Here is a 14555-nt window from a genome sequence, read left to right as displayed (position 1 = left end):
ATTTAGCAGCTATTCCAATAACACGATGCATTGATTGGAGAGTGGACCGCAGGGCCCGCTCCAGACGGACTTTAAGCTCAGGAACGCCGTTGCAAGACACCATTGCAAGCAACCAGGATTCGCCCGCGATAGAGAGCGCGGGGACGGAGCGCTTTTTGCGCGAAACCGGCATTGCGGCTGACATCGCCGCCATTGTCGAACCGGTGCTGGGTGATCTCGGCTTCCGTCTCGTGCGCGTCAAAATCCAGGGCGATGGCCGCGATCGCATCGTGCAGTTGATGGCCGAGCGCCCGGACGGCTCGATCACCGTCGATGATTGCGAGACGATCTCGAAGGGCGTGTCGCCGGTCCTCGATGTCGCCGATCCGATTTCAGGCGCCTACCGGCTCGAAGTGTCTTCACCCGGCATCGACCGCCCGCTCGTTCGCCCGAGCGACTTCGAAGACTGGTCGGGCCATGAGGCCAAAATCGAATTGAAAGAGCCGATCGACGGCCGTAAGCGATTCAAGGGGGTTCTCGAAGGTTTCGAGGACGGCGAGATCCGCATCAAAGCAGACACCGGCGAACACGGCATTCAGCATTTGGGGCTTCCCGTCCATCTGATCTCGGACGCCAAGCTCGTCCTGACTGACGAACTCGTTCGCGAAGCACTTCAACGCGCCAAAGAGCGCCATTCAACCCGGCCCGGCGACGGTGCCGAACTCGACGAAGACGATCTGGAGGATTGATCCCATGGCCATGGCAGGCATCAGTGCCAACCGGCTTGAGCTTCTGCAAATCGCAGATGCCGTCGCACGCGAAAAGACGATCGACAAGAAGATCGTCATCGAAGCGATGGAAGACGCCATCCAGAAAGCTGCCAAGTCGCGCTATGGAGCCGAAAACGACATCCGCTGCGAAATCGACCCGAAGACGGGCGAAGCCAAGCTGACGCGCGTGCTCGCCGTCGTCGACGAAGTCGAGAACGACGCGACGCAAATCAACGTCGAAGACGCCAAGAAGCGCAATCCCGACGCCAAATCCGGTGACATGATCGCCGAGACCCTGCCGCCGCTCGAGTTCGGCCGTGTCGCTGCTCAGAACGCCAAGCAGGTCATCGTCCAGAAAGTGCGCGAGGCCGAGCGCGACCGCCAGTTCTCCGAATACAAGGATCGCACCGGCGACGTCATCAACGGCACCGTCAAGCGCGTCGAATACGGCAACGTCATCGTCGATCTTGGCCGCGCCGAAGGTATCATCCGCCGCGACGAGATGATCCCGCGCGAAAACGTCCGCCTCGGCGATCGCATCCGCGCCTACATCTACGAGGTCCGTCGCGAGCAGCGCGGTCCGCAGATTTTCCTCACTCGCGCCCGCCCCGAATTCATGTCGATGCTGTTCCGCTCGGAAGTGCCCGAGATTTACGACGGCGTCGTCGAGATCAAGTCGGTCGCCCGCGACCCCGGCTCCAGAGCGAAGATCGCCGTTATCTCGAAGGATTCTTCGATCGATCCGGTCGGCGCCTGCGTCGGTATGCGCGGCGCCCGCGTCCAGGCCGTCGTCAACGAATTGCAGGGCGAAAAGGTCGACATCATCCAGTGGAACCCGGATGCCGCGAGCTTCATCGTCAACGCGCTTGCGCCCGCTGAAGTGACGAAGGTCGTCCTCGACGAAGATTCCAATCGCATTGAAGTCGTGGTGCCGGAAGCGCAGCTTTCGCTCGCCATCGGCCGCCGCGGCCAGAACGTGCGGCTTGCTTCACAGTTGACCGGCTGGGACATCGACATCCTGACCGAGCAGGAAGAAAGCGAACGTCGCCAGAAGGAATTCGCTGAGCGCACGCAACTGCTCATGGATTCGCTCGACGTCGACGAAGTTATTGCCCAGCTTCTCGTCACCGAGGGCTTCGCCACCATTGAGGAAGTCGCCTACGTCGATCTCGCCGAAATCGCCCACATCGAGGGCTTCGACGAGAATACCGCCGAGCAAATTCAGAGCCGCGCCCGCGAATATCTCGAGCAGCAGGAAGCCGAACGCGATGCCAAGCGCCGCGAATTGGGCGTTGCCGACGACATGTCTGAGATTCCCGGCGTCACTACGGCCATGATGGTCGCGCTCGGTGAAAACGGCGTCAAAACCGTCGAAGACTTCGCCGACTGCGCCACCGACGAACTGATCGGCTGGACCGAGCGCAAGAAGGAAAAGGACGCCGAGCCGGTTCGCCACAAAGGCTATCTCGACGGCTTCGAGCTTTCGCGCACCGACGTCGAAAACATGATCATGGCGGCTCGCGTGCACGCCGGCTGGATCAAGCCGGAAGATCTCGAGAAGCCCGCCGAAAACGAAGCCGAAGCGACCGACGCCACTGGCGTCGGCGCCGAAGGCTGACGGGAATGACTGGAAAGGCGACATACGCGCGTGATGGCAAAGCGGCAAAATCGGCAGACGCTCGACCGGACGGAAGAAGATTCCGTTGCCGGTTCGGAGCGGCTGTGCGCCGTCACGCGGCAAAGCCATGACGCGCGCGATCTGATCCGCTTCGTCCTGTCGCCTGACGGTATCGTCGTTCCCGATCTCGATCGACGCCTTCCTGGACGCGGTGTCTGGATCGGCTGCGACAGAAATTTGGTGGAAAAGGCCGTCCGGACGCAGGCCTTCTCAAAAAGCCTCAAGACCAAGGCGGAAGCCCCGCCGGACCTTGCCGATCGGGTCGACGCCCTTATCGTTAAGCGCGTCGCCGGAGCGCTGTCCCTCGCCAACAAGGCCGGGCTCGCGATCGCTGGTTTCGAGAAGGTTTTCTCGGCTCTCGACAAAGGCCCGGTGCGAGCCATCGTCCATGGCGCCGACGCTGCCGCCGATGGTTGCTCTAAAATTGATCGAAAATACAAGGCTATTCAGGCAGATCGTGGCCAGCGGGCCGCCATTGTCAATGTTCTGACGATCGAACAAATGAGCTTGTCCATTGGGCGCGGAAGTGTGGTACATGCTGCGCTCATACCCGGAGGACTGTCGGATCGGTTTCTGGAGGAAGCGGAGCGGCTTTGCCGCTACCGGCGCTCCACGATTGAAGCCGCCGCACCCGAAACCGACCCGGGCGCGGCAGATGATATTTCGGAACTTTCTAGCTGAAGGCTGAACGGATAACGCATGACGGATTCGAACGACCAGACCGATAAGACCATCCGGGCCGGAGCGCGAAAACCGCTATCGCTCCAGCGAACGGTCGAGTCTGGCCACGTGCGGCAAAACTTCAGCCACGGACGTTCCAAGTCCGTCGTTGTCGAAAAGAAGAAGACGCGCAGGTTTGGCTCGGAAGGCGAAGCCAGCGCTCCTTCAGCGCCGCCACCGGTCGAGAAGGCTCACCAGCCGACACGCGTTGCGCCGCCGCCTCCCGCACAACAGCCATCGGGCGAACGTCCGACCGGCCGTGTCCTCTCAAACCAGGAACGCGCCGCCCGTGCGAGCGCGCTCGCTGCTGCGCGCGCCGAAGATTCAAGTCGTCCGGCCGAAGAGGTCGAGCCGATCCGTTTCGAACCCGTTGCGCGTGCTCCTGAGCCGCAGCCGCGCATCGAAGAACAACATTCCCAGCCTGCGCATAGCGAGCCTGCTGCCGCTCCGGCTGCGCCGAGCCCAGTCCAAGTTTCCGCCCCGGCAACCGCGGCCCAGCCTGCCGTCGCTCCGGCACAACCGCAGCCGGTGGCTCGCGAAAATGCTCCGCCGCGCGAAAACCGCCGTGACGGCGGCCATGCCCCTTCGCCGCGCGGCGACGGCGGTCGCCCGCAATACCAGCGGGGCCCGCGCCCGTCCGGCAACACAGCGTTGATGCCGCGTGAAGCTGGCCGTCCGCGCGAAATCGAACTTCCGACGCCCGCGCGCCGCAGCGCCGGTCCGTCCGATTCCACAACGATCGAGAAGCCGTCGCGTCCAGCCCGGCCGGTTATCGTCCGCGAGCAGACCGACGAGGATGATAGCCGCAAGCGCGGCCCCGGCGGCGTCAAGGTCCCGCGTCCCGCGGTCAAGACCAACGACGACGGCCGTCAGCGTCAGAAGCTGACGATCACGAACTTCGATCGCGAAGCTCAGGTCCGTTCGCTCGCCTCGCTCAAGCGCAAGCGCGAGAAGGAAAAGCTGAAGGCCATGGGCATTCAGCAGCCGCGCGAAAAGATCGCCCGCGAAGTCGTCATCCCTGAAGCCATCACGATTCAGGAACTCTCGAACCGTATGGCCGAACGCGCCGTCGACCTCATCAAATACCTGATGCAGCAAGGCGCGATGCATAAGATCACCGACGTGCTCGACGCCGACACGGCGGAACTTATCGTCCAGGAATTCGGCCACACGCCGAAGCGCGTTTCCGAAGCCGACGTCGAAATCGGCTTCGTCGGCGATAAGGATGCCGATGATTCCTCGCTCGAATCGCGCGCCCCGGTCGTGACCATCATGGGTCACGTCGACCACGGCAAAACATCGCTTCTCGATGCGATCCGTTCGGCGAACGTCGTCTCCGGCGAAGCTGGCGGCATCACGCAGCATATCGGCGCCTATCAGGTGACGGCGCCCGACGGCAGCAAGATCACGTTCATCGACACGCCCGGCCACGAAGCCTTCACGGCCATGCGTGCCCGCGGCGCCAAGGTGACCGACATCGTCATTCTGGTCGTTGCCGCCGACGATGGCGTCATGCCGCAGACGGTCGAAGCCATCAATCACGCCAAGGCCGCCGGCGTCCCGATCATCGTTGCGATCAACAAGATCGACAAACCGCAGGCCGATCCGAACCGCGTCCGCACCGAACTGCTCTCGCACGAGATCGTGGTCGAAAGCATGGGCGGCGAAACGCTGGAAGTGCCGGTATCGGCGCTGAAGCACACCAACCTCGACAAACTCTTGGAAGCGATCCACCTGCAGGCCGAAATCCTCGACCTCAAGGCAAATCCGAACCGCACCGCTGAGGGCGTCGTCATTGAGGCGAAGCTCGAGCGTGGCCGTGGCCCTGTCGGCACCGTGCTCGTTCAGCGCGGCACCCTGCACGTCGGCGACATCATGGTTGCCGGCACCGCCTGGGGACGCGTTCGCGCCCTGCTCGATGATCGCGGCGCCAACATCCAGACGGCAGGACCTTCGGTTCCGGCCGAGGTTCTGGGCTTTGACTCCGCTCCCGAAGCCGGCGACCAGTTTGCCGTCGTCGAAAACGAGGCCCGCGCCCGCGAACTCACCGATTACCGCCTGAGAAAGCGTCGCGAGACGCTTGGCTCCGCCGGCACGAAGAGCACGCTCGAGCAGATGATGCAGCAGCTGAAAGATGCTGGCCGCAAGGAATTCCCGCTCGTCGTCAAGGGTGACGTCCAGGGCTCCGTCGAAGCCATCGCCGGTGCGTTGAAGAAGGTCGGCAACGACGAGGTAGAGGCCCGACTGGTGCACTCAGGCGTCGGTGGCATCACCGAATCCGATATCGCCCTTGCGGCAGCGGCCAAGGCCGTCGTCATCGGCTTCAACGTCCGCGCCAACGCCCAGGCGAAGCAGGCCGCCGACGCGCAAGGCGTCGAGATCCGCTATTACAACATCATCTACGATCTGGTTGATGAAGTGAAAGCGGCGATGTCCGGCCTTCTCGCGCCGACGAAACGCGAAATCTTCCTCGGCTACGCCACGATCAAGCAGGTCTTCAACATCTCGAAGGTCGGCAAGGTTGCGGGTTGCGTTGTCACCGAAGGCAAGGTTGAACGCGGCGCCAAAGTCCGCCTGCTGCGCGACAACGTCGTCATCCACGAGGGCACGCTGTCGATCCTCAAGCGCTTCAAGGATGACGTGAAGGAAGTGGTCGCCGGTCAGGAATGCGGTATGTCCTTCGCCAACTACCAGGACATCCGCGAGAACGACCAGATCGAATGCTTCCAGGTCGAGATCATTGCAAGGTCGCTCTAAGCGACCTTGCAATCGCTATCCGCGCGACCTCAGGTAGCTTGGATTGCGATGCTGTGAGACATGAAGAATAGTTCAATTGATTGAAGAAGCCGCGCGCGGTCCAATCCCGCAGCGGTCGGACAATGACAGACGAAAATATCACCTTGCCGCTCAGGCTTTCCTATCAATTGACGCGCGCCGACGTCGCTGCCTACGAGCGCCTGCCGCGCGAGTTCACCCGCATGGGGACGTTGATGTTCTTCGGTGTCTTCTTCGTCTGCGGCATGGGCCTCGCCCTCTTCGACGAAGAAATCGCCGGCATCCTGCCCTCATGGCTGACGGACTATCGCAACATCGTCTCATCCATCGCCGCCGCGCTTCTCGCCTACCTGATTTGCACGATCGCGTTGACGGTTCGCACCAACTGGCGCATCGCCAAGGCCGACATTCCGATAAATGAAATCGAGATCGAAGCCTCGCAATCGGATTTGCAAGTCAGCGACGGGCGCGCGCCTCGCAAGCTCTCCTGGAGCAGCATCGCACGCGTGATCGATACGCCCGCCCATGTGTTTTTGTGCCTGACGCCGCGCAGTGCCGTCATCGTGCCGGTCAGGGCATTTTCCTCGGCAGACGACATGCGCGCGTTTGCCGATCTATCAGAAACATTATCCCGCCAAGCCGACGGCGACGCGTGAACGAGGATTTTTAGCCGTGCGATCGAAATCGAAATCCCTGCCTTCGAAAGCCCCGTCGCAGCGAATGCTGCGCGTTGGCGAGTTGATCAGGCACAAGCTGTCGGAAATGCTGGCACGCGGCGACATCCATGATGATGTTCTGTCATCCCACGTCGTCACGATCCCCGAGGTGCGCTTATCACCCGACTTAAAGCTCGCGACCGTCTACGTCATGCCGCTCGGCGGCAATGACGTAAAGCCGGTCATCGAAGCGCTGACACGCAACAAGAAATATATCCGCGCCGAAGTCGCCCACACGCTCAATCTGCGCTATGCGCCGGATCTCCGCTTTCGTGAGGATGAAACCTTCGAGGAAGCAACCCGCATCGATCGCTTGCTCGACAGCGATCGCGTTCGTCAAGACACACAGAAGAAATAAGCAGACATGGCACGACGTAAAAAAGGCAATGCCGTTCACGGCTGGCTCGTTCTCGATAAGCCGATCAACATGACATCGACGCAGGCCGTCGGCGCGGTACGGCGCGCGTTCAACGCGCAGAAAGCCGGACACTCCGGCACGCTTGATCCGCTCGCAACGGGCATTCTCCCAATTGCGCTCGGCGAAGCGACAAAGACCGTGTCGTTTGCGGTCGATGGCGAGAAGGCCTACCGCTTCACTGTGCGTTGGGGCGCCGAAACCGAAACCGACGACACCGAAGGCGCCGTCAGCCGGACGAGCGACAAGCGCCCCGCCCGTGCCGACATCGAAGCGCTGCTGCCGCGCTTCCACGGCGAAATCATGCAGGTGCCTCCCGCCTATTCGGCAATCAAGATCGACGGCAACCGCGCCTATGATCTGGCGCGAGACGGTGAAACGGTCGTGCTCGAGCCGCGCCCGGTCGTCATCGAGTCGCTGAAGCTCGTCGACATGCCCGACGACACGACCAGCGTCTTCGAAGCCCGCTGCGGCAAGGGCACTTATGTCCGCGCGCTCGCCCGCGACATGGGCCGTCTGATGGGATGCTACGGCCACGTCATCGCGCTCCGTCGCACTGAGGTCGGACCGTTCGACGAAGCCCGCGCTGTCAGCTTGGATGCCCTCTTCGCCGCCGCCGAGTTCGAAGACCCCAACGACATCGCCAAGCTTCTGCTGCCCGTCGAATTGGCGCTCGCCGACTTGCCTGAGTTGCTCGTCTCGCAGAGCGACGCCGCCACGCTGGCCCGCGGCCAGACCGTGCTGATCCGTGGCCGCGACGCACCGATTCTGACCGGACCCGCCTACGCAACGTCGAAGGGGCGCCTGATTGCACTCGGGGAGCTCGCCAAGGGCGCGCTCCACCCGACGCGGGTCTTCAACCTCGGATGAAATCAAATAACACTTTGAATAAAAACACTAAATTACATGCGAAATCCAACTCGCCTTTGGCCGGAGTTCGTGTATAAGTAGCCCACCCGCGCGGGCCTCGGTTCCGCGCGGCTTTCATTTGCGACCCTGCTGGACGACATCCCGGCCGCGGCCGCTCTCCTCAAACTCCAATTTCGAAAGGAGCATTCGATGTCGCAGATCGCACCTCACCGCCGTGAGGCCAAGACCGCTGTCATCAAGGACAACGCGACGAAGGCCAACGACACCGGCTCGCCGGAAGTCCAGATCGCCGTGCTGACCCACCGCATCAACGAGCTGACCGAACACTTCAAGGCCCATAAAAAAGACAACCACTCGCGCCGCGGCTTGCTCAAGATGGTCAGCCAGCGCCGCCAGCTCCTTGACTACGTCAAGGCCAAGGACAACGCCCGCTATCAGAAGATCATCGAAAAGAACGGCATCCGCCGCTAATTGCGCGCGCCTAGGGCGCTCGAGACAGGACGGGCCCGATGGCCAGTCGCATAATTCAATGAACGAGAGAGACGTCGGCGCCCAGATCGGTGCCGGCGCTATGAGCGCTCATTCGGCATGAGGCCGCTTGAGCTGACCGACCGAACAGAAAAGCGAAAACGAAAGATCCAATATGTTTGACATCCATCGCGTCGAAATCGACTGGGGTGGCCGCAAGCTGAAGCTTGAGACCGGCCATTATGCTCGCCAGGCAGACGCCGCCGTCATGGCGCAGTACGGCGATACCACGGTGCTCGCGACCGTCGTCGGCGCCCGTTCCGCCAAGCCGGGCATCGACTTTTTTCCTTTGACCGTGAACTATCAGGAACGCACCTACGCAGCCGGCAAAATCCCGGGCGGCTACTTCAAACGCGAAGGCCGGCCGTCGGAAAAGGAAACGCTGACGTCGCGCCTGATCGACCGCCCGATCCGCCCGCTCTTCGTTGAGGGCTTCAAGAACGAAACCCAGGTCGTCGTGACGGTCATGTCGCACGACCTCGAGAACGATCCCGACATTTTGGGCATGGTCGCAGCGTCTGCTGCGCTGACGCTCTCGGGCCTTCCCTTCCTCGGACCGATCGGCGCTGCCCGCGTCGGCCTGATCGGCGGCGAGTTCGTGCTGAACCCGATGATCGACGAGATGGCGGAAACGCAGCTCGACCTCGTCGTCGCCGGCACCACTGACGCCGTGATGATGGTCGAATCGGAAGCCAAGGAGCTTCCTGAATCGCAGATGCTCGAAGCCGTGATGTTCGGCCACAAGCACATGCAGCCCGTCATCCAGGCGATCATCAAGCTCGCAGAAAAAGCGGCCAAAGAGCCGTGGGACATCAAGATCGCCGACAAGGCGAAGTACGCGGGCGACGTCAAGAAGCTCGCCGAAAAGACCCTCAAGGAAGCTTTCTCCACCAAAGAGAAGGGCAAGCGCCAGGATCTCGTCGCGGAAGCCAAAAAGGCCATCAGCGAAGGCATCGCTATCCCGACCGACGACCCGAACGAGAAGGTCCTTCTCGGCGACGCTTTCAAGTCGCTCGAAATGGACATCATGCGTGGCGACGTCTTGAAGACGAAGCGGCGCATCGACGGTCGCGACCTGAAAACGGTCCGTCCGATCCTTTCCGAAGTCCACGTCCTGCCGCGCACGCACGGCTCCGCGCTGTTCACACGTGGCGAGACGCAGGCGCTCGTCGTCGCGACGCTCGGCACCGGCGAGGACGAGCAGTTCGTCGATAGCCTCGAAGGCACCAAGAAAGAACGTTTCCTGCTGCATTACAACTTCCCGCCCTACTCGGTCGGTGAAGTCGGCCGCATGGGATCGCCCGGCCGCAGAGAAATCGGCCACGGCAAGCTCGCTTGGCGCGCCATCCATCCGATGCTGCCGAGCCAGGAGGAGTTCCCCTATACGCTCCGCGTCGTCTCCGAAATCACCGAGTTCGAACGGCTCATCTTCGATGGCAACCGTCTGCGGTTCCTCGCTCGCGTTGATGGACGCCGGCGTGCCGCTGAAGGCACCCGTTGCCGGTATTGCGATGGGCTTGATCAAGGAAGGCGACGACTTCGTCGTTCTCTCCGACATCCTGGGCGACGAAGACCACCTGGGCGATATGGACTTCAAGGTGGCTGGCACCGAAAAGGGCGTCACGTCGCTGCAGATGGACATCAAGATCACCGGCATCACCGAAGAGATCATGCGCGTCGCTCTCGAGCAGGCGCATGAAGGCCGCATCCACATTCTTGGCGAAATGTCGAAAGCCATCACGGGCGCACGCACCGAGCTCGGCGAGTACGCGCCGCGCATCGAAACGATCAAGATCCCGGTCGACAAGATCCGTGAGGTCATCGGTTCGGGCGGCTCGGTTATTCGCGAAATCGTCGCCGAATCGGGCGCCAAGATCGACATCGAGGACGACGGCACGGTAAAGATCGCGTCCGCCAACCGCGAGTTGATCGAGAAGGCGCTCGGACGAATCCGCGGCATCACCTCCGAGCCCGAGGTCGGCCACATCTACAAGGGCAAGGTCGTCAAGGTCATGGAGTTCGGCGCCTTCGTGAACTTTTTCGGTGCCAAGGACGGCCTGGTCCACATCTCGCAGCTTTCGCAGGGCCGCCCCGAGACGGTCGGCGAGGTCGTCAAGGAGGGCCAGGAAGTCTACGTCAAGCTTCTGGGCTTTGACGATCGCGGCAAGACCCGCCTGTCGATGAAGGTCGTCGATCAGACGACGGGCCAGGAAATCCCGCGCGCCGAAGGCGAGCCGGAAGAAGTCTTCGAGAGCCGTCCTCCGCGTCGTGAAGGCGGCCGCGGCGACCGCAACCGCGGTCCACGCCGCGAGCGCGGCTGAGCCGTTCTGAAATCTGAAATCACTGAATAGCAAAGCCGCCGGAACCCGCAGTCCGGCGGCTTTTTTTGCGCCCTCTAATCACGACGATTGTCATCCCGCCCGGAGCGTAGAGCAGAGCCGGGACCCAGAACCGCGCTCGACATGTTTTCTAGGTCTCGGATCTCGCAAGGAAGCTTACCCGGAATGACGGCCTCGTCAGATCAATACCAACGGCAGCGGCGAACACCCCAGCTGTTGCGCCAGCATTTGCGCGCCGTGCACTGCACGCGGCCGACGCCTGGAATCCATTTGTGATATCCGCCGATGCCCCAATGACACCGGCTGTTCCACCCCGCCTTTTCGACTATCGAAGAGGCCGCAACACCCTTCAATTGACCAAGCGACGCTCCAGTCGCCGCCATGCCGGCCGTTCCCGCCAGAACCATCCCGGCCGCCAAGGCCGCGGCGACGATCGAAAGCTTTCCTGACATCCGGTGTTTCTCCTCTCCCCTGCCGGCGGTAGCCGCCCGCCAGCATTTTTCTCCCCCGCGACGCTAGCAGCACGGCAAGCCTTCCGACAACGGATCAATGTCGGGCGGCAATCGAGATGATGTGGGAGCGTTGCCGCCGCGCGTCAGGCCCTGGCGAAGGCCGGCACGTCGGACCAGAAAACCCGTGCTTTTTCGCTGACGTCTTGCGGATCACCGGTCGTAAGCAGCGTGACCGACCCGCGCTCATCGCCGTTCAAGTAGTTCGTCCGCCGCGCGAGATAATCCTCGAAACTGTCGGCGACCACCTCCGGCTGGGAAAGAATGCGCGTGAACGGCGGCAGATATTTCCGGAACAGATGCTCAACCAGCGGGAAATGCGTGCAGCCCAGGATGGCGCGATGCGGCGGCATGTTGCCGTTGCTCGCAAGCATCGCCTCGACGCCCTCGCGCACGAGACGGTCAAGCTCCGCTTCGGGCCGCTTGTCCTCGATCGCGCCGGCAAGCTCCGAACAGATCTGCTGCACGACGGTGACCTTCGGACACCGCTTGCGGATCTCTTCCGGGTAGACGCCCGATGTGATCGTGCGCGTCGTCCCGAACACGGCGATGGTGTCGGTGTTGTACTTCTGCGGGTACTGCGGCGAGGTCACCGCCCACGGCGTCTGCGTCGCGCCCTCCACCGTCGGCGCCACGATCCCGAGCACGTTGTGACCCGCAGCCCATTTGCTCTCAGGAAGCCACTGCTGCTGCAGCCGGCGCAGCGCCACCGCCGTCGCCGTGTTGCAGCCGAGCAGGACCAGCTTCGATCCGCGTGAAAACAGCTCCTCGACGCAATCGCGCGTGTATCCGATCACGTCTTCAGATGGCTTGTTTCCATAAGGAACGTGAGCGTGATCGGCGAGATAGACGAAATCGACCGTGTTGAATCGCGCGACGAGTGCCCGAAGCACCGTCAAACCGCCAAGCCCTGAATCGAATACCCCGATCATGGCCGCAGTGTTTGCGACGGAGAATTGTGGACGTCAACGGCCCTTCGCCGCATCACTCCGCTGCGGCGGAGGGCGACGTGCTCGGCCCTTTGGCCTTGCCTTCGGTGTCCTGCTCCTTGAGGCTCTGCAGCGACGGCATCGACACGGTATTATAGCCGCAGTCGACGAAGTGCACTTCGCCCGTCACAGCGCCCGAGAGCGGCGACAGCAGATAAAGCGCCGAGCCCGCGACTTCATCGAGCGTCGGCGTGCGCTGCAGCGGAGAATTATCGCGCTGGAAATTGAAAATCACGCGCGCGTCCGAAACGCCGGCGCCCGAAAGCGTCCGCATCGGCCCGGCTGAAAGCGCGTTGACGCGAATGCCCTGCGGTCCGAGATCGGCGGCGAGATAGCGGACCGATGCCTCAAGCGCAGCCTTCGCCACGCCCATGACGTTGTAGGACGGCACCCAGCGCGTCGCGCCGCCGTAAGACAGCGTAATCAGCGACCCGCCGTTGGGCATCAGCGCCGACGCTCGCTTCGCAATCTCGGTGAACGAGAAGCACGAGATGACCATCGAGTTGATGAAGTTCTCGCGCGTCGTGTCGGCGTAGCGGCCGCCGAGTTCTTTCGGATCGGAATAGGCGAGCGCGTGCACGACGAAATCGAGACCGCCCCATTCGGTTTTGATGCGATCGAAAACCCGGTCGACGCTTTCGAGATCGAGAACGTTGCATTCCTCGATAATCTTCGCGCCGAGACCTTGCGCCAGCGGCACCGCGCGGCGGCCAAAGGCGCCACCTTGATATGTGAAAGCAAGCTCGGCGCCCTGTCCGTGCAGAGCGCGAGCGATGCCCCATGCGATCGAGCGATCGTTGGCGACACCCATGATGAGACCGCGCTTGCCGGCCATGATCGGCCCGGGCTTGGTGATGTCGAAATCGGTCATAGGAAGCCTCGTTTTGTCACCAAATGTACGCCCGCGTACGTCAAACCAACCAGCACCGCGCTTATATACTCTCATCGTCCTCGACCGTCCGCAGCTGAGCAGTCCCAGCGGAGACAGGGGACGCTTCGGCTAATCAGGCATCATGCCGGCAGAAGATCAGAGTGGCATTGGTGCCGCCAAAACCGAAGCTGTTCGACATCACACAGTTAAGGCTTGCGTTGTCGATGCGACTGCGAGCGATTGGCACATCGGCGAACGCCGGGTCAAGCTCATCGATATTGGCGCTTTCAGCGATGAAGCCGTTGTTCATCATCAAAAGCGAGAAGATCGCTTCCTGCACACCGATGGCCCCGAGCGAATGCCCCGTTAACGATTTGGTCGCCGAGATTGCCGGGATTTTGCTGCCGAACACGGCACGGATGGCGTCGATTTCCTTGGCGTCGCCGACCGGCGTGCCGGTGCCGTGCGGATTGATGTAATCGATCTGCGGCAAACCCTTGCCGTCGAACCCCTTCATCGCAAGCCGCATGCAGCGCTCTGCGCCTTCGCCCGAGGGTGCGACCATATCGTAGCCGTCGGACGTCGCGGCATAGCCCTTGAGCTCGCCATAAATCTTCGCCCCGCGCGCTTTGGCACGTTCCAGCTCTTCGAGCACTACGACGCCCGCACCGCCGGCAATTACGAACCCGTCGCGGTCCTTGTCGAACGGTCGGCTGGCGCGCTCCGGCGTTGCATTGAAGCTCGTCGACATCGCGCCCATGGCGTCGAACAGGTCCGACAGCGTCCAGTCGAGTTCTTCGCAGCCGCCCGCGAACATCACATCCTGTTTGCCCCACTGGATCATCTCGGCGGCATTCCCGATGCAGTGCGAACTCGTCGCGCAGGCCGACGCGATCGAATAGTTAACACCCTTGATCTGGAATGCGGTCGCAAGCGCCGCCGACGGCCCCGAGCACATGCCCTTGGGCACTTCGAACGGACCGATCTTTTTCGGGCTGCCGGATTTGAGCGTCGTCTCGGCGGCTTCGACAATCGCGCGTGTCGAAGGCCCGCCCGAACCGACGATGATGCCGGTCCGCTCGTTCACGACGTCGGAGGGGTCAAGGCCTGAGTCGCGAATGGCCTGATCCATCGCGATCCAGTTCCAGCCGACGCCCGCGCCCATGAATCGCTTGGGCTTGCGCGGCACCATGCTTTCCCATTCGATGACGGGTGCACCATGAACTTGGCATTTGAATCCAAGCTCAGCGTATTTCTCTGCGCGAGAAATCCCGGACTTCGCTTCTCTCAACGAAGCGAGAACTTCCTGGGTGTTGTTGCCGATCGAGGACACCACACCCATGCCAGTCACAACAACGCGCCGCATGCGCTCCTTCACTCCTGCGGTTCCTGCTGC

At 62.1% G+C, this 14555-nt stretch carries 12 protein-coding genes and 1 pseudogene; 9 read left to right on the top strand and 4 right to left on the bottom strand.

The window, feature by feature from the left end; genetic code table 11:
* The first annotated feature begins 89 nt into the window (after positions 1 to 89).
* The 9 genes and pseudogenes from rimP to pnp all read left to right on the top strand — a co-directional run bounded on the left by rimP (position 90) and on the right by pnp (position 10772).
* Entirely contained in the window at positions 90 to 728 is a 639-nt protein-coding gene (rimP, locus tag QM780_RS15510) for a ribosome maturation factor RimP (RefSeq protein ID WP_415071341.1), read from the top strand.
* A gap of 4 nt (positions 729 to 732) precedes the next feature.
* Positions 733 to 2367, top strand: coding sequence for a transcription termination factor NusA (gene nusA / locus QM780_RS15505; protein ID WP_415071340.1), 1635 nt, complete (start codon positions 733 to 735; stop codon positions 2365 to 2367).
* A gap of 33 nt (positions 2368 to 2400) precedes the next feature.
* The gene (locus QM780_RS15500) at positions 2401 to 3108 is read left to right on the top strand and encodes an RNA-binding protein (RefSeq protein ID WP_415071339.1); all 708 of its coding nucleotides are present in this window, start codon (positions 2401 to 2403) and stop codon (positions 3106 to 3108) included.
* Between the two features lie 18 nt (positions 3109 to 3126).
* Positions 3127 to 5904, top strand: coding sequence for a translation initiation factor IF-2 (gene infB, locus QM780_RS15495; RefSeq protein ID WP_415071338.1), 2778 nt, complete (start codon positions 3127 to 3129; stop codon positions 5902 to 5904).
* 122 nt (positions 5905 to 6026) lie between these two features.
* Positions 6027 to 6578: a YcxB family protein gene (locus tag QM780_RS15490; RefSeq protein ID WP_415071337.1), complete on the top strand. Its 552-nt coding sequence runs from the start codon at positions 6027 to 6029 to the stop codon at positions 6576 to 6578.
* 16 nt (positions 6579 to 6594) lie between these two features.
* On the top strand, positions 6595 to 6996 hold the full coding sequence (rbfA, locus tag QM780_RS15485) for a 30S ribosome-binding factor RbfA (protein ID WP_415071336.1): 402 nt from the start codon (positions 6595 to 6597) through the stop codon (positions 6994 to 6996).
* A 6-nt stretch (positions 6997 to 7002) separates the two neighbouring features.
* A complete protein-coding gene (gene truB / locus QM780_RS15480) occupies positions 7003 to 7923 on the top strand; it encodes a tRNA pseudouridine(55) synthase TruB (protein ID WP_415071335.1) in 921 nt (306 codons plus the stop codon).
* A gap of 189 nt (positions 7924 to 8112) precedes the next feature.
* A complete protein-coding gene (gene rpsO / locus QM780_RS15475) occupies positions 8113 to 8394 on the top strand; it encodes a 30S ribosomal protein S15 (protein WP_415071334.1) in 282 nt (93 codons plus the stop codon).
* Positions 8395 to 8566: 172 nt separating this feature from the next.
* Positions 8567 to 10772 (top strand): annotated as a pseudogene (gene pnp, locus QM780_RS15470) (polyribonucleotide nucleotidyltransferase).
* A gap of 200 nt (positions 10773 to 10972) precedes the next feature.
* Here the strand turns inward: pnp and QM780_RS15465 are convergent.
* The 4 genes from QM780_RS15465 to fabB form a co-directional block, all read right to left on the bottom strand.
* Complete coding sequence (locus tag QM780_RS15465; RefSeq protein ID WP_415071333.1) at positions 10973 to 11242, bottom strand: hypothetical protein; 270 nt, start codon at positions 11240 to 11242, stop codon at positions 10973 to 10975.
* Positions 11243 to 11385: 143 nt separating this feature from the next.
* The gene (locus tag QM780_RS15460; RefSeq protein ID WP_415071332.1) at positions 11386 to 12231 is read right to left on the bottom strand and encodes a glutamate racemase; all 846 of its coding nucleotides are present in this window, start codon (positions 12229 to 12231) and stop codon (positions 11386 to 11388) included.
* Between the two features lie 52 nt (positions 12232 to 12283).
* Complete coding sequence (gene fabI / locus QM780_RS15455; RefSeq protein WP_415071331.1) at positions 12284 to 13159, bottom strand: enoyl-ACP reductase FabI; 876 nt, start codon at positions 13157 to 13159, stop codon at positions 12284 to 12286.
* Positions 13160 to 13292: 133 nt separating this feature from the next.
* The gene (gene fabB / locus QM780_RS15450; protein ID WP_415071330.1) at positions 13293 to 14525 is read right to left on the bottom strand and encodes a beta-ketoacyl-ACP synthase I; all 1233 of its coding nucleotides are present in this window, start codon (positions 14523 to 14525) and stop codon (positions 13293 to 13295) included.
* Positions 14526 to 14555: the final 30 nt, after the last annotated feature.

Source organism: Hyphomicrobium sp., assembly GCF_047600905.1.
Classification (GTDB): domain Bacteria; phylum Pseudomonadota; class Alphaproteobacteria; order Rhizobiales; family Hyphomicrobiaceae; genus Hyphomicrobium_B.
This window is presented reverse-complemented; position numbering and strand designations above follow the sequence as displayed.